We start from the raw sequence: 20,182 nt of genomic DNA, 5'->3' as shown, positions 1-20,182 counted from the left end.
CCATGACCATCAACCTCGGCACCGCCAACGAATTCATCGCTCGCCACATCGGCCCACGCCAGGCCGATGAGCAGCACATGCTCGCCACCCTCGGCTTCGACTCGCTGGACGCCATGAGCGCCGCGGTCATCCCCGACAGCATCAAGGGCACCAGCGTGCTGGAACTGGGCGAAGGGCAAAGCGAGGCCGACGCCCTCGCCGCACTGAAAGCCATCGCCGGCCAGAACCAACTGTTCAAGAGCTACATCGGCCAGGGCTACTACAACTGCCACACCCCGGCCCCGATCCTGCGCAACCTCCTGGAAAACCCGGCCTGGTACACCGCCTACACCCCGTACCAGCCTGAAATTTCCCAAGGCCGCCTGGAAGCGCTGCTGAACTTCCAGACCCTGATAAGCGACCTCACCGGCCTGCCGATCGCCAACGCCTCGCTGCTCGACGAAGCCACCGCCGCCGCCGAAGCCATGACCTTCTGCAAACGCCTGAGCAAGAACAAGAGCAGCCACGCCTTCTTCGCCTCCGTGCATTGCCATCCGCAGACCCTCGACGTCCTGCGCACCCGCGCCGAGCCATTGGGTATCGAAGTGGTGGTGGGCGACGAACGCGAACTGACCGACGTCAGCCGCTTCTTCGGCGCCGTGCTGCAATACCCGGCGAGCAACGGTGAAGTCTTCGATTACCGCGAGCTGGTGGAACGCTTCCACGCCGCCAATGCCCTGGTCGCGGTCGCCGCCGACCTGCTGGCCCTGACCCTGCTGACCCCGCCGGGTGAATTCGGCGCCGACGTCGCCATCGGCAGCGCCCAGCGCTTCGGTGTCCCGCTGGGCTTCGGTGGCCCGCACGCCGCCTACTTCTCCACCCGCGATGCGTTCAAGCGCGACATGCCGGGCCGCCTGGTCGGCGTGTCCATCGACCGCTTCGGCAAGACCGCCCTGCGCCTGGCCATGCAGACCCGCGAGCAACATATCCGCCGCGAGAAAGCCACCAGCAACATCTGCACCGCCCAGGTGCTGCTGGCCAACATCGCCAGCATGTACGCCGTCTACCACGGTCCGCAGGGCCTGAAGCAGATCGCCGCGCGCACCCACCACCTGACCGCGATCCTCAAGGCCGGCCTGTCCGCCCTGGGCGTCGCCGTCGAGACCGGCAGCTTCTTCGACACCCTGACCCTGGCCACCGGCAGCGCCACCGCCGACCTGCACCAGCAGGCCAGCGCACAAGGCATCAACCTGCGCCAGATCGACAGCGCCCGCCTCGGCCTGTCGCTGGACGAAACCAGCGGTCAGGCTGACGTTGAAGCCCTGTGGGCACTGTTCGCCAACGGCCAGGCCGTTCCGGACTTCGCCGCCCTCGCCGCGAGCACCGGCGCGCAACTGCCGGCCGGCCTGCTGCGCCAGTCGGCGATCCTCGAACACCCGGTGTTCAACCGCTATCACAGCGAAACCGAGCTGATGCGCTACCTGCGCAAACTGGCCGACAAGGATCTGGCGCTGGACCGCACCATGATCCCGCTGGGCTCCTGCACCATGAAGCTCAACGCCGCCAGCGAAATGATCCCGGTGACCTGGGCCGAATTCGGCAACCTGCACCCGTTCGCCCCCGCCGCGCAAAGCCAGGGCTACCTGCAACTGACCTCGGAACTGGAAGCGATGCTCTGCGCCGCCACCGGCTACGACGCCGTGTCGCTGCAACCGAACGCCGGTTCCCAGGGTGAATACGCCGGCCTGCTGGCCATCCGCGCCTACCACCAGAGCCGTGGCGATGACCGCCGCGACATCTGCCTGATCCCGTCCTCGGCCCACGGCACCAACCCGGCCACCGCCCACATGGCCGGTATGCGCGTGGTGGTGACCGCCTGCGACGCCCGCGGCAACGTCGACATCGACGACCTGCGCGCCAAGGCCCTGGAACACCGCGAAAACCTCGCCGCACTGATGATCACCTACCCGTCGACCCACGGCGTGTTCGAAGAAGCCATCGGCGAGATCTGCGCGATCATTCACGACAACGGCGGCCAGGTGTACATCGACGGCGCCAACATGAACGCCATGGTCGGTCTGTGCGCACCAGGCAAGTTCGGCGGCGACGTCTCGCACCTGAACCTGCACAAAACCTTCTGCATCCCGCACGGCGGTGGCGGCCCGGGCGTCGGCCCGATCGGCGTCAAGTCGCACCTGGCGCCGTTCCTGCCGGGTCACGCGCACATGGAAAACAAGCAGGGCGCGGTCTGCGCGGCGCCGTTCGGCAGCGCCAGCATCCTGCCGATCACCTGGATGTACATCCGCATGATGGGCGGCGCCGGCCTCAAGCGCGCCTCGCAGATGGCGATCCTCAACGCCAACTACATCGCCCGTCGCCTGGAAGAGCACTATCCTGTGTTGTACACCGGCAGCAACGGACTGGTAGCGCACGAATGCATTCTCGACCTGCGCCCGCTGAAGGAAACCAGCGGCATCAGCGTCGATGACGTGGCCAAGCGCCTGATCGACTTCGGTTTCCACGCCCCGACCATGTCCTTCCCGGTCGCCGGCACGCTGATGATCGAACCGACCGAAAGCGAGTCCAAAGAGGAACTGGATCGCTTCTGTGAAGCGATGATCCGCATCCGCGAAGAAATCCGCGCGGTGGAAAACGGCAGCCTGGACAAGGACGACAACCCGCTGAAAAACGCCCCGCACACCGCCGCCGAACTGGCCGGTGAATGGCCACACGGCTACAGCCGCGAACAGGCGGTGTACCCGCTGCCGTCGCTGGTGGAAGGCAAGTACTGGCCGCCGGTGGGTCGTGTGGACAACGTCTTCGGTGACCGCAATCTGGTTTGCGCGTGTCCGTCGATCGAGAGCTATCAGGACGCCTGAGTCCACTCGCAGGTCTTGTCGCCGCGGTTTGGCGATAAGACCCCACATCACTCCCCTGGAGGATCCTGCCATGTCACTCAGCGTCTTCGACCTGTTCAAGATCGGCATCGGCCCCTCCAGTTCCCACACCGTCGGACCGATGCGCGCTGCCGCGCGCTTCGCCGAAGGATTGCGGCGTGACGGCCTGCTGGCCGACACCCACAGCGTCAAGGTCGAGCTCTACGGCTCGCTCGGCGCCACCGGCAAAGGCCACGGCAGCGACAAAGCCGTGCTCCTCGGCCTGGAAGGCGAACACCCCGACACGGTCGATACCGAGAGCATCCCCGCCCGCCTGCAGGCCATCCGCAGCAGCGGCCAACTCAGCCTGCTCGGCGAGCACCGCATCGAATTCCACGAAAAACAGCACCTGGCGATGATCCGCAAACCGCTGGATTTCCACCCCAACGGCATGATCTTCCGCGCCTTCGATGGCGCCGGGCTGCAGATCCGCAGCCGCGAGTACTACTCGGTGGGCGGTGGCTTCGTGGTCGATGAGGATGCCGCCGGCGCCGACCGTATCGTCGAGGACCAGACCTCGCTACCCTACCCGTTCAAGACCGCCCGGGAATTGCTCGCCCATTGCACCGCGCAGCAGCTCTCGATCAGCCAGGTGATGCTGGCCAACGAGGCCGCCTGGCGCCCGGAAAGCGAAACCCGCGAAGGGCTGTTGAAGATCTGGCAGGTGATGCAGGACTGCGTGGCTGCGGGTTGCCGCAACGAGGGCATCCTGCCCGGCGGGCTGAAGGTCAAGCGCCGTGCCGCCGCGCTGTACCGGCAGCTCTGCGCCAACCCAGAAGCCAGCCTGCGCGATGCCCTGTCGGTACTGGACTGGGTCAACCTCTACGCCCTCGCGGTGAACGAGGAAAACGCTTTCGGCGGGCGAGTCGTCACCGCGCCGACCAATGGCGCCGCGGGCATCGTCCCGGCGGTGCTGCATTACTACATGCGCTTCATCCCGGGCGCCAGCGACGACGGCGTGGTGCGCTTCCTGCTCACTGCCGCCGCCATCGGCATCCTCTACAAAGAAAACGCCTCGATCTCCGGCGCCGAAGTCGGCTGCCAGGGCGAAGTGGGCGTGGCCTGTTCGATGGCCGCCGGCGCCTTGTGCGAGGTCATGGGCGGCAGCGTGCAGCAGGTCGAGAACGCCGCTGAAATTGGTATGGAACACAACCTGGGCCTGACCTGCGACCCCATCGGCGGTCTGGTCCAGGTGCCCTGCATCGAGCGCAATGCCATGGGCTCGGTGAAGGCGATCAATGCGGTGCGCATGGCCTTGCGCGGTGACGGGCAGCACTTCGTGTCACTCGACAAGGTTATCCGCACCATGCGCCAGACCGGCGCCGACATGAAAAGCAAATACAAGGAGACCGCCCGCGGCGGTCTGGCCGTCAACATCATCGAATGCTGACACCCCTTTGAAACCCAGGAGTCATACATGTCCACCGAAACACTGCTGAAAACCCCGCTGCACGCCCTGCACCTGGAACTGGGCGCGCGCATGGTGCCGTTCGCCGGCTATGACATGCCGGTTCAGTACCCGTTGGGCGTCATGAAGGAACACCTGCACACCCGCGAGCAGGCCGGCCTGTTCGACGTCTCGCACATGGGCCAGATCCGCCTGCTCGGCGCCAATGCCGCCAAGGCCCTGGAAAGCCTGGTGCCGGTGGACATCATCGACCTGCCGGTGGGCATGCAGCGCTACGCCATGTTCACCAACGAACAAGGCGGCATCCTCGACGACCTGATGGTCGCCAACCTCGGCAACGACGAGCTGTTCCTGGTGGTCAACGCCGCCTGCAAGGACCAGGACCTGGCCCATCTGCGCAAGCATATCGGCGCGCAGTGCGAGATCCAGCCGCTGTTCGAAGAACGCGCGCTGCTGGCCCTGCAAGGTCCGGCCGCAGTCAAGGTGCTGGAGCGCCTGGCGCCGCAGGTGGCAAGCATGACCTTCATGCAGTTCGCCCGCGTGCAACTGCTGGGCGAAGACTGCTTCGTCAGCCGCTCCGGCTACACCGGTGAAGACGGCTTCGAGATTTCCGTACCGGCGGACAAGGCCGAAGCCCTGGCCCGCCGCCTGCTGAGCGAGCCGGAAGTGGCGGCTAACGGTTTGGGCGCGCGGGACTCGCTGCGCCTCGAAGCCGGCCTGTGCCTGTACGGCCACGACATGAACAGCGAAACCACGCCGGTCGAAGCCAGTCTGCTCTGGGCAGTGTCCAAGGTCCGCCGCGCCGAGGGTGCGCGGGCTGGTGGTTTCCCGGGTGCCGAATCGATCTTCGCCCAGCAGCAGTCGGGCGTCGCACGCAAGCGGGTTGGCCTGCTGCCACAGGAACGCACGCCAGTACGCGAAGACGCCGAAATCGTCGACGAGGCCGGCAACATCATCGGTCGTGTGTGCAGCGGCGGCTTCGGTCCGACCCTCGGCGCGCCCGTCGCGATGGGCTATGTGGATAACGCGCATACGGCACTCGATACGCCCGTCTGGGCAATCGTGCGCGGCAAGCGTGTAGCGATGAAAGTCAGCAAGATGCCGTTCGTTGCACAGCGTTATTACCGCGGCTGATTGGCGAGGACAAAAAGTGTCATCGTGCGTTCGGGATATTCGATTTCGAACGCACTACCAAACTTTCGAACATGACGCTGGCAGTGCCCCGAAAAGAGGCCGTAAAAAACTGCCGAAAGTTGCCCAGAAGCCCTGAAAGCGGGGGGCTGCGGGGCTTGTTTTTTTCGAGAGAGTTAGCGTAGAGTCACTGCACTGTGTTTGCGTGGGTCGCATAGTTCGTGACCTGGACAGTAGCCTGAGATTCGCTACAACCCGTTCGACGTCTCTTACTTTCCTGCAACCCAGCCCAGTACTCTTTCATTCTGAAAGAAGCTGTTATTAATTCTAAGTTTCAAAGGAAATAAGACAATGTCCCAACGTCAGAGCGGTACCGTCAAGTGGTTTAACGACGAGAAAGGTTTTGGTTTCATCACTCCTGAAAGCGGTCCGGATCTGTTCGTACACTTCCGCGCTATTCAAGGTAACGGCTTCAAGAGCCTGAAAGAAGGCCAGAAAGTCACCTTCATCGCCGTGCAGGGCCAAAAAGGTCTGCAGGCTGACGAAGTTATCGCGGAAGCCTGATTCCCGATAAAAGCCCCTGCTGGCAACAGCAGGGGCTTTTTTGTGCCCGCAATTCCGTAGAATGGGCGTTTTTGCGCAAGGAGCCTTACCGCATGCCCAAGCAAATGCTTCAGCCTCAGGGCGAGTTTCCCGTAGCCGGACTGGGCCGTCGGCTGGCTGCAATGTTCTATGACTTCCTGCTGTGCACCGCCTTGTTGATGGTCACCACCCTCGTCTACAAGATGATCCAGATGTCCATCCTCGGCGAAACCCAAATGCGCACGATGACCGAAGCCGGCGCCCTGGATGGCGATCCGCTGCTGTCCACCGTATTGCTGTTCGTGCTGTTCGGCTTCTTCGCCAAGTTCTGGACCCACGGCGGCCAGACCCTGGGCATGCAGGTCTGGGGCATACGGGTACAGAATGCCGACGGCTCGGCCATCGGGCTCTGGCAGGCGCTGCTGCGCTTCGTGGTGTCGATCGCGTCCTGGCTGTGCCTGGGCCTGGGTTTCTTCTGGGTGCTGATCGACAAGCGCAAGCGAAGCTGGCACGACATCTACTCGGAAACCCAGCTGGTACGGGTCCCGAAGCGCAAGAAGTGAGGCACAAAAAAGCCGACCCCACGGAGCAATGCCAGTCAGTTAACCCTATTCGCGAGCAAGCTCGCGATGGGCCTCAACTGATTTAACTGCCTGGCATTGCCCTACGGGGTCGGCTTTTTCTTGTCCGTGAAAGCTTGTCAGCCAGCCCGGCGCAACAGCCACACGCCTGCCAGCGCACAAATCCCTGCCGGCAACAGCACCGCCAGCAGCGGCGGGAAGCCGAACACCTGACTCGACGGCCCCAGCAGGTCCTGGGCAATGCGGAACACGAAACCCACCAGCACGCCGGTGAACACTCGCTGGCCCAAAGTCACCGAGCGCAGCGGGCCGAAGATGAAGGAAATCGCCATCAACACCAGCGCCGCAGTCACCAGCGGTTGCAGCACCTTGGTCCAGAACGCCAGCCAGTAGCGGTCGTTGTTCAGGCCCTGGTCGGACAGGTAGTGGATGTAGTCCCACAGCCCGGTGATCGACAGCGATTCCGGCGCCAGCACCACGGTGCTCAGCAATTGCGGGGTCAGGGCAACATCCCAGCGTTCTTCAGCGCTCTTCACCACTTCGGTGTGGTCGCCGCGGAACAGGGTGCTGGTCACGTCGGTGAGCTGCCAATGGTCTTCCTGGTATTGCGCCTTGCGGGCAAAGCTGGAGGACAGCAGGTGACGCTCATTGTCGAAGTGATAGCGGGTCACACCCAGCAGCAGGCCGTTGGGCTGCACAGTGTTGATGTGCACGAACTCCTCGCCCTGGCGGTGCCACAACCCACGCTTGGAACTCTGCGCATCACCGCCGCCTTGTGCCAGCGAGCGCTCGGCCTGGGCCTTGTTCTCGGTGACAGGCGCCAGGTACTCGCCGATCAGCACGCCCGCCAGCATCAGTACCAGCATCGGCTTCATTACTGCCCAGACGATACGGCCAATGGAGACGCCCGCCGCACGCATGATGGTCAGTTCACTGTTGCTGGCCAGGCTGCCGAGGCCGATCAGGCAACCGATCAGGCCCGCCATCGGCAACATGTCGTAGAGGCGGCGCGGCGCGGTCAGGACCACGAAACTGCTGGCGTCCAGGAGGGTGTAGGTATCGCTGATATCGCCCATCTCGTCGATGAAGGCGAACAGCGACGCCAGGCCGAGAATGATCCCCAGCACGGCGAGGATCGCCATGAACACGCTTTTGCCGATGTAGCCGTCGAGTTTACGCACGGGCCACCTCCGCACGACGCGAGCGCATCTTCAGGCGCAGCGGTTCCCAGTACATCAGCCCCAGGCCGATCAGCAGGAACAGCCCGTGCACCGGCCACAGGCCCAGGGCGATCGGCATCTTGCCTTTCTCCAGGGCGCCACGGGCGGCAATCAGAATCGTCAGGTAAGCCATATACAGAAGAATCGCCGGCAGCAGCTTGAGGAAACGGCCCTGCCGCGGGTTGGCCCGCGAAAGGGGTACCGCCATCAGGGTCACGATAAACACCAGCAGCGGCAGCGACAGGCGCCACTGCAACTCTGCCCGCTCGCGCAGGGCATCGCTCTTGAACAGTTCTGACGTCGGGATCGCCTCGCGCTCGGTGATGTCCGAGCTGACTTCCGGCTTGGGCAGCAGCACGCCATAAGTGTCGTACTTGATCGCGCGGTAGTCGGCCTGGCCCGGGTTACCGTCGTAACGGTAGCCATTTTCCAGAATCAGGTAGCGATTGCCGTCGGCCTGCACTTCCTGACGACCCTTTTCGGCCACCAGCACGCTGATGCCGCGGTCCTTGGTCTTGTCCTGAGAGAAGCGCTTCTCGGAAATGAACACACCGCCCAGTCGCACGCGGTCGTCGGAGAGTTGCTCGGTGTAGGTCACCCGCGTCCCGTCGCGCAGCGTCTGGAAACGCCCCGGCACCAGGGTGTCGAACTCGGTCAGGGCATCTTGCTGGTTGATGATCTGCGCCACCTGGGTAACGCCCTGCGGAGCAAGGCTCAGGCTCAGCCAGGCCACCAGCAGCGCAATCAGCGCGGCCGGTGCCATGGTCATGGCCAGCAGACGCTGCTGGCTCATGCCGGTGGCGGAAAGCACGGTCATCTCGCTTTCCAGGTACAGGCGCCCGTAGGCCAGCAGGATGCCAAGGAACAGCCCCAGCGGCAGGATCAACTGCAGGAAACCGGGAAGCCGGTAGCCCATGATCATGAACAGCACGCCCGGGTCGAGCATGCCCTGCGCGGCCTGGGCCAGGTATTTGATGAAGCGCCCGCTCATGATGATGACCAACAGCACAGCGCTGACGGCACTCAAGGTCACCAGGACCTCGCGGGACAGATAACGGAAGACGATCAAACCAGCCACTCCTGGGTTGTCAGGCTCGGACAGCCGAACAAGGAAAACGTTGCAACCAAGATAGTTGCCGGTCCGCAAGACGGACCCGGACAGTGAAGTCGGCGCATTATCCTGTGATTGACCGTGCCTGTCACTTCGCGCCGCGCGATGCTTGAAAACGGGGTTGTCACAGGCGCCGCGCCGGGCTCAAACTGGCGGCTTTATGTCTGGCCCGCCGCCGCGCCGCCAGGCTGCTTCGAGCGCTCGCAGAGAATTGCGCGCACTGACCGTTCATTCCGGGGACCCTGACATGGAATTGGTTGTAAAAAGCGTAGCCGCAACATCCTTGAAAACCGCCACCCTGGTACTGGGTGTAGGCGAAGGCCGCAAGCTGGGCGCCCACGCAAAGTCCGTCGATGAAGCCAGCAATGGCGCCCTGAGCACTCTGCTCAAGCGCGGCGACCTGGCCGGCAAGGTCGGCCAGACCCTGCTGCTGCAAAGCCTGCCCGGCGTGAAGGCCGAGCGCGTTCTGCTGGTCGGCACCGGCAAGGACGACGCGCTGAGCGATCGTAGCTGGCGCAAGCTGGTCAACAGCGTGCTGAACGTTCTCAAGGGCCTGGGCGGCAGCGATGCGGTACTGGCCCTGGACGAAGTCGCCGTCAACGGCCGCGACGCCCACTACGGCAAGGCCCGCCTGCTGACCGAAACCCTGCTCGACGGCGAATACGTCTTCGACCGCTTCAAGAGCCAGAAAGCCGAACCCCGCGCCCTGAAGAAAATCACCCTGCTCATCGACAAGGCCGGCCTGGCCGACACCGAGCGCGCGGTCAAGCACGCCACCGCCATCGCCAGCGGCATGCGCCTGACCCGCGACCTGGGCAACCTGCCGCCGAACCTGTGCCACCCAAGCTACCTCGCTGAAGAAGCGAAGAACCTCGGCAAGGCCTTCAAGAGCCTCAAGGTCGAAGTCCTCGACGAGAAGAAGATCAAGGACCTCGGCATGGGCGCGTTCTACGCCGTCGGCCAGGGCAGCGACCAGCCGCCACGCCTGATCGTCCTCAACTACCAGGGCGCGAAGAAAAGCGAGAAGCCGTTCGTGCTGGTGGGCAAGGGCATCACCTTCGACACCGGCGGCATCAGCCTCAAGCCCGGTGCCGGCATGGACGAAATGAAGTACGACATGTGCGGTGCCGCCAGCGTCTTCGGCACCCTGCGTGCCGTCCTCGAGCTGCAACTGCCGATCAACCTGGTGTGCCTGCTGGCTTGCGCCGAGAACATGCCGAGCGGCGGCGCCACCCGTCCTGGCGACATCGTCACCACGATGAGCGGGCAGACCGTGGAAATCCTCAACACCGACGCCGAAGGCCGTCTGGTGCTGTGCGACACCCTGACCTACGCCGAGCGCTTCAAACCGCAGGCGGTGATCGACATCGCCACCCTGACCGGCGCCTGCATCGTCGCCCTGGGCAGCCACACTTCCGGCCTCATGGGCAACAACGACGAGCTGGTGGAGCAACTGCTCAGCGCCGGCAAGCGTGCCGATGACCGCGCCTGGCAACTGCCGCTGTTCGACGAGTACCAGGAGCAACTGGACAGCCCGTTCGCCGACATCGCCAACATTGGCGGCCCGAAGGCCGGCACCATCACCGCAGGCTGCTTCCTGTCGCGCTTCGCCAAGGCCTACAACTGGGCGCACCTGGACATCGCCGGCACCGCCTGGATCAGCGGCGGCAAGGACAAGGGCGCCACTGGCCGTCCGGTCCCGCTGCTGACCCAGTACCTGCTCGACCGCGCCAACGCCTGATGCGCAGCCAACCGGTCGCGCCCACGGGCGTGACCGGTCGGCAACACAGCCATGAGCCAAGTCGATTTCTACATCCTGCCCAGTCCCTCGCCTGCCGTGCGCCTGGATTTCGCCTGCAAACTCTGCGAAAAGGCCTGGCGGCTGGGGCACCGGGTCTATCTGAATTGCAGCGACGCCGCCCAGCGCGACGAACTCGACGCCCGCCTGTGGGCGTTCAAGGGTGAGGCGTTCGTGCCCCACAGCCTCGCCGAGGAAGATGCTGCGGCCGCGGTGGCGCTGGGACTCGGTGACGATCCCGGTGAACACCAGGACCTGCTGGTCAACCTCGACCTGAAAGTCCCGCCGTTCGCCTCGCGCTTTGCCCGGATCGCCGAGATCGTGGTCGAGGACCCGGCCATCCGCCAGGCGACCCGAGAGAGTTTCCGTTTCTACCGCGAACAGGGCTATGCTCTGCAAGACCACCGCTTACCGCGATTCTGACGACGATGGACAAACGCCCTCCCTTGCCCCAATCCGCCCACCTGCTGGATGACCTGGAATCGATCAGGCAACTGTTGGGTGATGACACCCTGCAACCGCCGCTGCTGACCGAAACCGTGGAAGAACAGATCCCGCTGTTGCTCGAACCGGCCGAAGAACTCGCGCCGCCAGCACCTGCTGCACCGGTGAACGAGCCCGATCCACAGGCCCGCCGCCAGGACACCCTGCTGCACCTGGATGCCGAGCTACGCGCTGCCGCCCAGTTGATCATGCAGGACGTGATCGACGACTTCGCCCCGCACATTGAAAACGAGATCAAGCGCCGCCTCGACGCCCGCCTCGAACGCCTGCTGAACCAGCAACCCTCCTGATCCCTGCGCAGTTGCGGACAGATACGACACCCGTCCGCAACCGCGCACGTCCTGCTTGTAGCTTGTCGCTTGAAGCCTGCAGCTTGGTTATACTTCCCGGCTTTCCCGAATAAATGCCATAGGGTCCCCCCGCGCATGGATAAGACCTACCAGCCGCACGCCATCGAAACTTCCTGGTACAACACCTGGGAGTCCGAGAACTACTTCGCCCCGCAAGGCGCGGGCGAGTCGTACACCATCATGATCCCGCCGCCGAACGTCACCGGCAGCCTGCACATGGGTCATGGCTTCAACAACGCGATCATGGACGCCCTGATCCGTTTCCGTCGCATGCAGGGCCGCAACACCCTCTGGCAGCCCGGGACCGACCACGCCGGCATCGCCACGCAGATGCTGGTCGAGCGCCAGCTCGAAGCCAAAGGCCAGAATCGCCACGACCTGGGCCGGGAAAAATTCCTCGACAAGGTCTGGGAATGGAAGGAGCAGTCCGGCGGCAACATCAGCCGGCAGATCCGCCGCCTGGGTTCTTCGGTGGACTGGAGCCGCGAGCGTTTCACCATGGATGACGGCCTGTCCGAAGCGGTCAAGGAAGCCTTCGTGCGCCTGCATGAAGACGGCCTGATCTACCGCGGCAAGCGCCTCGTCAACTGGGACACCAAGCTGCACACCGCGATCTCCGACCTCGAAGTGGAAAACCACGACGAGAAAGGCCATCTGTGGAACCTGCGCTATCCACTGGCCGACGGCGCCAAGACTGCCGAAGGCAACGACTACCTGATCGTCGCGACCACGCGTCCGGAAACCATGCTCGGCGACGCCGCCGTGGCGGTGAACCCGAACGACGAGCGCTACCAGGCACTGATCGGCAAGTTCGTCGAACTGCCACTGATCGGCCGCCGCATCCCGATCATCGCCGACGACTACTGCGACCCCGAGTTCGGTACCGGCTGCGTGAAGATCACCCCGGCCCACGACTTCAACGACTATGAAGTCGGCAAGCGCCACAACCTGCCGCTGCTGAACATCTTCGACAAGAACGCCGTGGTCCTGGCGGCCGCCCAGGTGTTCAACCTCGACGGCAGCGTCAACGAAACCGTCGACGCCACCCTGCCTGCCCAGTACGCCGGTCTCGACCGCTTCGTCGCGCGCAAGCAGATCGTCGCCGACTTTGACGCCCTGGGCCTGCTGGTCAGCGTCGATGACCACGCGCTGAAAGTGCCGAAGGGCGACCGCTCCGGCACCATCATCGAGCCGTGGCTGACCGACCAGTGGTACGTTTCCACCAAGCCGCTGGCCGAGCCGGCCATCGCCGCCGTGGAAGACGGACGCATCCAGTTCGTACCCAAGCAGTACGAAAACATGTACTTCTCGTGGATGCGTGACATCCAGGACTGGTGCATCAGCCGCCAACTGTGGTGGGGCCACCGCATTCCTGCCTGGTACGACGAGTCCGGCAAGGTCTACGTCGGCCGCAGCGAAGAAGAAGTGCGGGCGAAGAACAACCTCGGCGCCGACGTGGTCCTGAACCAGGACAACGACGTCCTCGACACCTGGTTCAGTTCCGGCCTGTGGACCTTCTCCACCCTGGGCTGGCCGCAGCAGACCGAATTCCTCAAGACCTTCCACTCCACCGACGTGCTGGTCACCGGCTTCGACATCATTTTCTTCTGGGTCGCCCGGATGATCATGCTGACCATGCACCTGGTGAAGAACGAGGACGGCACGCCGCAGGTTCCGTTCAAGACGGTCTACGTCCATGGCCTGGTCCGCGATGGCCAGGGCCAGAAGATGTCCAAGTCCAAGGGCAACGTCCTTGACCCGCTGGACATCGTCGACGGCATCACCCTCGACGAACTGCTGGAGAAACGCACCAGCGGCCTGATGCAACCCAAGCTGGCCGAGAAAATCGCCAAGCAGACCAAGGCCGAGTTCCCGGAAGGCATCGCCAGCTACGGCACCGACGCCCTGCGCTTCACCTTCTGCTCGCTGGCGTCCACCGGTCGCGACATCAAGTTCGACATGGGCCGCGTCGAGGGCTACCGCAACTTCTGCAACAAGATCTGGAACGCCGCCCGCTACGTGCTGGACAAGGGCGAGGACTGCGGCCAGAACGGCGAAGCCTACGAACTGTCGCTGGCAGACCGCTGGATCATCTCGCAACTGCAGCGCACCGAAGCTGAAGTGACCCGCCAACTGGAGCAGTTCCGCTTCGACCTGGCGGCCCAGGCGCTCTACGAGTTCATCTGGAACCAGTATTGCGACTGGTATCTGGAACTGTCCAAGCCGGTCCTGTGGGACGAAAACGCCCCGGTCGAACGTGCCCGCGGCACCCGTCGCACCCTGGTGCGGGTCCTGGAAGTGGCGCTGCGCCTGGCCCATCCGTTCATGCCGTTCATCACCGAAGAAATCTGGCAGCGCCTGGCGCCGCTGGCCGGCATCGACGGCAAGACCATCATGCTGCAGCCATGGCCTGAAGCGAACGAAAGCCGCATCGACGCCGCCGCCGAAAGCGACATCGAGTGGGTCAAGGAGCTGATGCTGGGTGTGCGTAACATCCGTGGCGAAATGAACATCGGCCCGGGCAAGCCACTGCAACTGTTCCTGAAAAACGCCAGCGCTGAAGACCAGCGTCGCCTGAGCGAAAACGAAGCGCTGCTGAGGAAGCTGGCGAAGATCGAATCGTTCACCGTGCTGGGCGAGCAGGACGAAGCACCGCTCAGCGCTACCGCGCTGGTGGGCGACCTGCAAGTGCTGGTGCCGATGGCTGGCCTGATCGACAAGGACGCCGAACTGGCGCGCCTGAGCAAGGAAATCCAGCGTCTGCAAGGCGAAGTCCAGCGCGTCGGCGGCAAGCTGTCCAACGCCGCCTTCGTTGACAAGGCTCCGCCTGCCGTCATCGACAAGGAGCGCGCCAAGCTGGCCGAAGCCGAACAGGCCCTGGCCAACTTCACCGAGCAGCACGCGCGGATTGCCGCCCTGTAACGACAGAGGAAACCTGTAGGAGCGGGCTTGCCCGCGATGCGTAGTCTCATGCACCTCATGTGTGCCTGATTAAACGACATCGCGGCCAAGCCCGCTTTTCTGCATTCAGCGACCATGAACAAACCCGACAAACCCACCCTGCACCCGCGCAACCGCCACCAGGGCCGCTACGACTTCCCCGCCCTGATCAAGGCGCACCCTGACCTCGCCCGCTTCACCATCACCAACCCTTACGGCAAGCCGAGCATCGACTTCGCCGATCCCGAGGCGGTGCGGGTGTTCAACCGGGCGCTGCTCAAGGCGCAATATGGCATCCAGTTCTGGGATATTCCTGCTGACTACCTGTGTCCGCCGATTCCGGGTCGTGCCGACTACCTGCACGCCCTGGCCGACCTGCTGGCCGAGGACAACGGCGGCGAGATTCCCCGTGGCGTGCAGATCCAGGCACTGGATATCGGCGTCGGCGCCAACTGCATCTACCCGCTGCTGGGCAATGCGGATTATCGCTGGCGCTTCGTTGGCTCGGACATCGACCCGGTAGCGCTGGCCGCAGCCGGCGCTATCGTCCAGGCCAATGGCCTCGGCAAGTTCATCAGCCTGCGCCAACAGGGCAATCGCAAGCACATCCTCACCGGCCTGCTGGCGGCGGATGAGCGCTTCGACCTGAGCCTGAGCAACCCGCCCTTCCACGCCTCCCGCGAAGAAGCCACCCGTGGCAGCCAACGCAAGTGGCGCGCCTTGGGCAAGGCTGATCCCAAGCGCAAGCTGCCGGTGTTGAACTTCGGCGGCCAGAACAATGAGCTGTGGTGCGAAGGCGGCGAGATCCGTTTCGTGACGCAACTGGTCAACGAGAGCAAGGCGCTCGGCCAACAGGTGCTGTGGTTCAGCAGCCTGGTGTCGAAAGCCTCGAATCTGCCCGGTATCGAGGCGGCGCTGAAAAAGGCCGGCGTGCAGGAGCAGAGAGTGCTGGAAATGGGCCAGGGGCAGAAACAGAGCCGTCTGGTGGCCTGGACCTTCCAGGACGCGCCAGCGCGCCAGCACTGGCGTCAGCAACGCTGGAACAGCAAGTAACGGCCTTTCTGCAAGCGTAAAAAAACCGCGTCAGGTTCGCACCCGGCGCGGTTTTTTTGTGCTGTTTACAATTACTTGTTTACAGCGTCGGTCAGCACTTTGGCTGGCACGAACTTGACGACTTTCTTGGCAGCGATTTCGATGGCAGCGCCAGTCGAAGGGTTGCGGCCGGTACGGGCAGGACGCTCGGAGATTTTCAGCTTGCCAATGCCTGGCAGAGTGATTTCGCTACCGTTTTCCAGTTGATCAGCAACGATCTGGCCCAGTTGCTCCAGTGCGTTACGCGCGGTGGTTTTCGGCGCGTCGATTGCTTCAGCGATATCGGCGATCAGTTGGTCTTTGGTCAATGCCATGGTGGTGTTCCTTCCCTAATCAAATTCAGTGGGTTTGCAGAGTGCTGCGTCAGCCATCGGGTCCGGCCCCGCGAATGGTCGGCGGGTCGGGTACTTCCATTTGCCAATCGCGTATGTAGATACACAAAAATGCGTTTGGTTCGACGGGACGCCAGCGAACTGCCAGCAATGCGCCGCACAGGGGGCGCAAGACCGGGCAAAACTACCACAGGAATAGATAAATATCCGCCTCGCACGGGCCAAATGTTCAGGTTTTTCGGGGGTTTACACAAAATATCGCAAAAAACAGAACAAAAACCGAACCCACCACCCCGTCACCCACTCGGCGACCCCGTCATCCGCCCCGGCTGAGTTACACTTGGCAACTTTGCCGAGCCCTGCGCCGGCCCTTCACCGAGCCGAGAATTCCATGCCGATCCGTCATTGCATCGTCCACTTGATCGACAAGAAGCCCGATGGCAGCCCCGCTGTGTTGCACGCCCGCGATTCCGAACTGGCCGAATCGACCGCCATCGAAAACCTGCTGGCCGACCTCAACGACAGCTACAACGCCAAACAGGGCAAGGCCTGGGGATTGTTCCACGCCGAATCCGGGGCCCATCCGTTCAGCGGCTGGCTGAAGGAATACCTCGACAGCGACAAGACCTTCACCGACTTCAGCCGCATCGCGGTGGAGCATCTGCAAAAGCTGATGGAAGAGTCCAACCTGTCGGTGGGCGGGCATGTGCTGTTCGCGCACTACCAGCAAGGCATGACCGACTATCTGGCAATCGCCCTGCTGCACCACAGCGAAGGCGTGGCGGTAAACGCCGAGTTGGATGTCACCCCGTCCCGCCACCTGGACCTGAGCCAATTGCACCTGGCGGCGCGCATCAACATCTCCGAGTGGCGCAACAACCAGAACTCGAAGCAGTACATCTCCTTCATCAAGGGCAAGAACGGCAAGAAGGTCTCGGACTACTTCCGCGACTTCATCGGCTGCCAGGAAGGCGTCGACGGCCCCGGTGAAACCCGCACCCTGCTCAAGGCCTTCAGCGACTTCGTCGAAAGCGAGGACCTGCCCGAGGAAGCCGCCCGGGAGAAAACCCAGACCCTGGTGGACTACGCCACCAGCCAGACCAAGGCCGGCGAGCCGGTGACCCTGACCGAACTTTCGGGGCTGATCGACGAAGAACGCCCGCGCGCCTTCTACGACCACATCCGCAACAAGGACTACGGCCTGTCGCCGGAGATCCCCGCCGACAAACGCACCCTGAACCAGTTCCGCCGCTTCACCGGCCGCGCCGAAGGCCTGTCGATCAGTTTCGAAGCGCACTTGCTGGGCTCGAAGATCGAATATGACGAAGAAGCCGGCACCTTGATCATCAAGGGCCTGCCGACCCAACTGACCGATCAGTTGAAACGGCGCAAGGACTGAGCCCAAGGGCGGCTTCCGCCCAACGCAGAGCTTGGTGACGATGCCGTCGCCAAGCTGAACGCCCGCTACAACGATGTCCGCCCAAGCTGCGGATCGGATCCCGCCTACACCTGTAGCGGCGTGGTTTTGCGGGCGCTCGATCCTGACTGGCAATACAGGCCCTGGAGCGTCAGCCCGGGGGCCATGAAGAGTGGCGGGATTTCGGCGTCTTACCTGCGCAAGGACGCCAAGTTCAGGACACTGGCCTGGAACCTCAGCAGCGGCATCACTCTGGACAGCACTGCTGACAACCCGAAAGACCAGGTGGATTACAGCGTACTTTGCTCATTCCCGATCGACGCGGGCGCCAGCAACCGCACGCAGAATGGTTGCGCAGATTCAAGCGATACGCCCGACCTCATTTAGCCCTGCGCTGCGAAGGAAGCCACAAGCGCTTCCTTCGCGCTCTTCCGCAATGCCTTGATCAGGCGCTCATGGCGCAGCGCCTGCGATTTGTCCGGCCAGGCCTCGACATAAACAAGCGCCACCGCCGGGCTGGTGCTGAAGTAACGGGCACCGCGTCCCTGTTGGTGCGCCGCGAAACGGCGCTCGGGATTGTCGCTGATGCCGCAGTACAACGAGCCATTGGCAGCGCGCACCAGGTAGACGTACCAGGGCTTGTCAGGTGTCGTGGTGGCATGTTCGGTCACAGGTTGTCGGATCTGCTGTGGAAAAGCCGCCAGCTTAATACCCGCAGCCGCAGTCTGAAATGGCCCGAGGAAATATCCGCCTCAGGCACGGCGACACCTAACCGCGTTGGAATGCCTTCAAACCCTTGAGCGCTTGCTGGCGAACCTTGTTGTGCAGAAACGGCGTCCAGCCCAATAGCACGCCCGGTGCGCCCAAGGCCTGGCGGGACCAGCGCCAGAAATCGAAGGCATCGTCGTGCTGGCAGATCTTGCCGTCGCGGATCACGAAACTGGCGTGGATATCGTTGACCACAATGCGTCCGGTCTGGCTGAACAGGTACGTGGCAACCCAATGGGCCGAGCCGCCTCGCTCATCGGCGCACACATTGTCGAAGCTCAGGGAAAAGTCCTTGGCCCGGCTGGTGAGCATCCGCCACATGTCACCGGCATCCCGGCCACGCAACGTGCCGAAGGCCGGGTCGCTGAAGACAATATCGTCGCTGTAGCAGGCAACCATGGCCTCGGCATCCAGGCGCTGGAAGGCCTGGTAGAAACGGGTAATCAGCTCACTGTTGGCACCGCTCATGACGGGCATCTCCCCCAAAAGATCAGCGTTGCACGATAGACCGGTTGCTGGCTTCAGGCCAGCAGCATTGACCGGATGAATGCCTGCCCCTGGTGACACCCGCCACAACCACTCGTCAGAACTGATATTTCTGTCAGTAGTCGCCGAAACGTCCCCCTTTCTATCCTCACCCCGCCTTTCCGCGAAAACAGGGGATCGCCTGTCGAAGGCCTGCGAAAGAGGGACTCGCCCATGCGTGCCAGCAGCATTCTGTTCGTACTCTCCACCTTGGGCGTCAGCCTGTGGGTACAGGCGCAGGAGACTGATCCGCAATGGTCACCCCAGGCCACCGTGGAGCGGATCAACCGTAACTACAACACCCTGGAAAATGCCTGCAAGGAAGTCGGCAGCGGCGCGCCTCGCGGCCACTACTATTGCAGCGGCGTGACCTTGCGGATGGTCAACGACGGACCCTTCAACCCCTGGGACTACAGCCCGTACGCCGTCAAGACCGGAGCCACATCATGGACCTGGCTGCGTCGCGACCTGAGCATCAACACCCTCGTCCATCCTGCCGGGATGATCATGCGCAACCCCGTGGACGCCCAGCAGTTAGGCGCAGCGGTCAAGCAGGAAGGCTTCGTCTGCGTCTACCCGTTCGATGCCGGCACCGGGCCGGATCGCAAATGGCATGGCTGCGGTCAATACGGCAAGGCGCAACCGGTCACCGCCGGACAGGGCGGTGCCGCCAACCTGAATGCCACGACCGCCTACGGAACCTGCCCCGAACAAGGTGTGAATAACCTTACCGAGTGGCAGAAAGCCTACGGCAATACGACGGTCCAGCGCGTCCAGTGCTCGTTCAACGCCGACGACCCGGCGCAATGGGACGAAATGATCCAGATCCATGAGTCCCGGGCGAAAGCCAACAACACCGCGCCCCTGGCCGTGCGCACCCTCACCAATGAATTCATGATGCGCAACGCTTCTGAATCCTCGGATGGTTCCGACACCACGAAGTACATCGACGCCTTCGTCTACAACCCGAACAGCAACTTCAACTATTCCACCTACGGCGACACCAAACCGCAAAAGCCCGAGGACGGCCTTACCAGCGCCCGCAACTTCCAGAAAAAACTGGCCGCCGCAGGTTTCACGGTGCCCATTCTGCGGGTCGACTTCACCAAGCCCGCCAGCGAGCGCTTCGGCTATATCGAGAGTGATCAGGCCATTGCCCTGCAGACGGTGCCTGCCGATGCGCCCGGCAAATACATTGAGTCAAGCCAGTGGAGCATCTACATCGACGCCGCCACCAAAAGGGAGGAGTGGTCGCTGAAGGTCATTCCGACGTCCTATGGGCGCAACGTCGGCGAAAAGGAAACAGAAGCCCTGTACCAGGAATTGCTCGCCCGCCACGGCAATGACCCTCAGTGGCGCGACAACGAGCAGCAGGTCGGCAGCATGCGCCGGCAACTGGTGTGCCTGCTGGTCAACTACCGCCAGAAGCCGGAGTGGTACATCGAGCCCTCCCGGCCCTATGTGAGCCACGCGGTTGCCACCAAGGCCGGCTGCAATCCGCGGTAGGC

18 protein-coding genes are annotated in these 20,182 nt (G+C 63.2%); 13 read left to right on the top strand and 5 right to left on the bottom strand.

Features of this window, described 5'->3' with window-relative positions:
- The first annotated feature begins 2 nt into the window (after positions 1-2).
- From gcvP to NTD88_RS28240, 5 genes are all read left to right on the top strand, one after another.
- Positions 3-2,858, top strand: coding sequence for an aminomethyl-transferring glycine dehydrogenase (gene gcvP, locus NTD88_RS28260; protein WP_262153753.1), 2,856 nt, complete (start codon positions 3-5; stop codon positions 2,856-2,858).
- 70 nt (positions 2,859-2,928) lie between these two features.
- Entirely contained in the window at positions 2,929-4,305 is a 1,377-nt protein-coding gene (locus NTD88_RS28255; protein WP_262153752.1) for an L-serine ammonia-lyase, read from the top strand.
- A gap of 27 nt (positions 4,306-4,332) precedes the next feature.
- Entirely contained in the window at positions 4,333-5,457 is a 1,125-nt protein-coding gene (gene gcvT, locus NTD88_RS28250; protein ID WP_262153751.1) for a glycine cleavage system aminomethyltransferase GcvT, read from the top strand.
- A gap of 348 nt (positions 5,458-5,805) precedes the next feature.
- Positions 5,806-6,018: a cold-shock protein gene (locus NTD88_RS28245; protein ID WP_095154295.1), complete on the top strand. Its 213-nt coding sequence runs from the start codon at positions 5,806-5,808 to the stop codon at positions 6,016-6,018.
- 92 nt (positions 6,019-6,110) lie between these two features.
- A complete protein-coding gene (locus NTD88_RS28240) occupies positions 6,111-6,599 on the top strand; it encodes an RDD family protein (protein WP_262153750.1) in 489 nt (162 codons plus the stop codon).
- Positions 6,600-6,736: 137 nt separating this feature from the next.
- Here the strand turns inward: NTD88_RS28240 and lptG are convergent, their stop codons facing one another.
- Positions 6,737-7,798, bottom strand: coding sequence for an LPS export ABC transporter permease LptG (gene lptG, locus NTD88_RS28235; protein WP_095154299.1), 1,062 nt, complete (start codon positions 7,796-7,798; stop codon positions 6,737-6,739).
- Positions 7,791-8,906: an LPS export ABC transporter permease LptF gene (gene lptF, locus NTD88_RS28230; protein WP_262128685.1), complete on the bottom strand. Its 1,116-nt coding sequence runs from the start codon at positions 8,904-8,906 to the stop codon at positions 7,791-7,793. The genes lptG and lptF overlap by 8 nt, the downstream gene beginning before the upstream one ends.
- Before the next feature lie 289 nt (positions 8,907-9,195).
- Between lptF and NTD88_RS28225 the strand changes: the two genes are divergently transcribed.
- The 5 genes from NTD88_RS28225 (at position 9,196) to rlmF (ending at position 15,593) form a co-directional block, all read left to right on the top strand.
- A complete protein-coding gene (locus NTD88_RS28225) occupies positions 9,196-10,689 on the top strand; it encodes a leucyl aminopeptidase (protein WP_262153749.1) in 1,494 nt (497 codons plus the stop codon).
- Between the two features lie 51 nt (positions 10,690-10,740).
- On the top strand, positions 10,741-11,169 hold the full coding sequence (locus NTD88_RS28220) for a DNA polymerase III subunit chi (protein ID WP_262153747.1): 429 nt from the start codon (positions 10,741-10,743) through the stop codon (positions 11,167-11,169).
- A 5-nt stretch (positions 11,170-11,174) separates the two neighbouring features.
- Positions 11,175-11,540, top strand: a complete 366-nt coding sequence (locus NTD88_RS28215) for a DNA polymerase III subunit chi (RefSeq protein ID WP_095154307.1) — start codon at positions 11,175-11,177, stop codon at positions 11,538-11,540.
- A gap of 135 nt (positions 11,541-11,675) precedes the next feature.
- Positions 11,676-14,522: a valine--tRNA ligase gene (locus NTD88_RS28210; protein ID WP_262153746.1), complete on the top strand. Its 2,847-nt coding sequence runs from the start codon at positions 11,676-11,678 to the stop codon at positions 14,520-14,522.
- Positions 14,523-14,636: 114 nt separating this feature from the next.
- Positions 14,637-15,593, top strand: a complete 957-nt coding sequence (gene rlmF / locus NTD88_RS28205) for a 23S rRNA (adenine(1618)-N(6))-methyltransferase RlmF (RefSeq protein WP_262153745.1) — start codon at positions 14,637-14,639, stop codon at positions 15,591-15,593.
- A gap of 71 nt (positions 15,594-15,664) precedes the next feature.
- On the opposite strand, the gene NTD88_RS28200 is transcribed toward rlmF, so the two are convergent.
- The gene (locus NTD88_RS28200; protein WP_095154313.1) at positions 15,665-15,946 is read right to left on the bottom strand and encodes an HU family DNA-binding protein; all 282 of its coding nucleotides are present in this window, start codon (positions 15,944-15,946) and stop codon (positions 15,665-15,667) included.
- A gap of 409 nt (positions 15,947-16,355) precedes the next feature.
- Here NTD88_RS28200 and yejK point away from each other — a divergent pair, with 409 nt between their 5' ends.
- Both yejK and NTD88_RS28190 read left to right on the top strand, forming a co-directional pair.
- The gene (gene yejK, locus NTD88_RS28195) at positions 16,356-17,363 is read left to right on the top strand and encodes a nucleoid-associated protein YejK (RefSeq protein WP_095154315.1); all 1,008 of its coding nucleotides are present in this window, start codon (positions 16,356-16,358) and stop codon (positions 17,361-17,363) included.
- A 183-nt stretch (positions 17,364-17,546) separates the two neighbouring features.
- Complete coding sequence (locus tag NTD88_RS28190) at positions 17,547-17,768, top strand: hypothetical protein (RefSeq protein WP_262153744.1); 222 nt, start codon at positions 17,547-17,549, stop codon at positions 17,766-17,768.
- Here NTD88_RS28190 and NTD88_RS28185 read toward each other — a convergent pair.
- Together NTD88_RS28185 and NTD88_RS28180 are read right to left on the bottom strand one after the other, a co-directional pair.
- On the bottom strand, positions 17,765-18,052 hold the full coding sequence (locus tag NTD88_RS28185; protein ID WP_095154317.1) for a GIY-YIG nuclease family protein: 288 nt from the start codon (positions 18,050-18,052) through the stop codon (positions 17,765-17,767). The two genes, NTD88_RS28190 and NTD88_RS28185, sit on opposite strands and share 4 nt — an antisense overlap.
- A 97-nt stretch (positions 18,053-18,149) precedes the next feature.
- A complete protein-coding gene (locus NTD88_RS28180) occupies positions 18,150-18,617 on the bottom strand; it encodes a nuclear transport factor 2 family protein (RefSeq protein ID WP_262153743.1) in 468 nt (155 codons plus the stop codon).
- Between the two features lie 231 nt (positions 18,618-18,848).
- Here NTD88_RS28180 and NTD88_RS28175 point away from each other — a divergent pair, with 231 nt between their 5' ends.
- Positions 18,849-20,180 carry a DUF2599 domain-containing protein gene (locus tag NTD88_RS28175; RefSeq protein WP_262153741.1) on the top strand — a complete coding sequence of 444 codons (1,332 nt, stop codon included), beginning with the start codon at positions 18,849-18,851 and terminating at the stop codon, positions 20,178-20,180.
- Positions 20,181-20,182: the final 2 nt, after the last annotated feature.

This window comes from Pseudomonas sp. 20P_3.2_Bac5 (genome assembly GCF_025466035.1).
Lineage (GTDB): Bacteria > Pseudomonadota > Gammaproteobacteria > Pseudomonadales > Pseudomonadaceae > Aquipseudomonas.
The sequence above is the reverse complement of the archived record's forward strand: the minus strand, read 5'-3'. Positions and strand labels throughout refer to the sequence as shown.

Coding starts and splice junctions, on each gene's coding strand:
- gcvP (WP_262153753.1), top strand. CDS start 3: ATGACCATCAACCTCGGCACCGCCAACGAATTCATCGCTCGCCACATC.
- NTD88_RS28255 (WP_262153752.1), top strand. CDS start 2,929: ATGTCACTCAGCGTCTTCGACCTGTTCAAGATCGGCATCGGCCCCTCC.
- gcvT (WP_262153751.1), top strand. CDS start 4,333: ATGTCCACCGAAACACTGCTGAAAACCCCGCTGCACGCCCTGCACCTG.
- NTD88_RS28245 (WP_095154295.1), top strand. CDS start 5,806: ATGTCCCAACGTCAGAGCGGTACCGTCAAGTGGTTTAACGACGAGAAA.
- NTD88_RS28240 (WP_262153750.1), top strand. CDS start 6,111: ATGCCCAAGCAAATGCTTCAGCCTCAGGGCGAGTTTCCCGTAGCCGGA.
- NTD88_RS28225 (WP_262153749.1), top strand. CDS start 9,196: ATGGAATTGGTTGTAAAAAGCGTAGCCGCAACATCCTTGAAAACCGCC.
- NTD88_RS28220 (WP_262153747.1), top strand. CDS start 10,741: ATGAGCCAAGTCGATTTCTACATCCTGCCCAGTCCCTCGCCTGCCGTG.
- NTD88_RS28215 (WP_095154307.1), top strand. CDS start 11,175: ATGGACAAACGCCCTCCCTTGCCCCAATCCGCCCACCTGCTGGATGAC.
- NTD88_RS28210 (WP_262153746.1), top strand. CDS start 11,676: ATGGATAAGACCTACCAGCCGCACGCCATCGAAACTTCCTGGTACAAC.
- rlmF (WP_262153745.1), top strand. CDS start 14,637: ATGAACAAACCCGACAAACCCACCCTGCACCCGCGCAACCGCCACCAG.
- NTD88_RS28200 (WP_095154313.1), bottom strand. CDS start 15,946: ATGGCATTGACCAAAGACCAACTGATCGCCGATATCGCTGAAGCAATC.
- yejK (WP_095154315.1), top strand. CDS start 16,356: ATGCCGATCCGTCATTGCATCGTCCACTTGATCGACAAGAAGCCCGAT.
- NTD88_RS28190 (WP_262153744.1), top strand. CDS start 17,547: ATGAAGAGTGGCGGGATTTCGGCGTCTTACCTGCGCAAGGACGCCAAG.
- NTD88_RS28180 (WP_262153743.1), bottom strand. CDS start 18,617: ATGAGCGGTGCCAACAGTGAGCTGATTACCCGTTTCTACCAGGCCTTC.
- NTD88_RS28175 (WP_262153741.1), top strand. CDS start 18,849: ATGCGTGCCAGCAGCATTCTGTTCGTACTCTCCACCTTGGGCGTCAGC.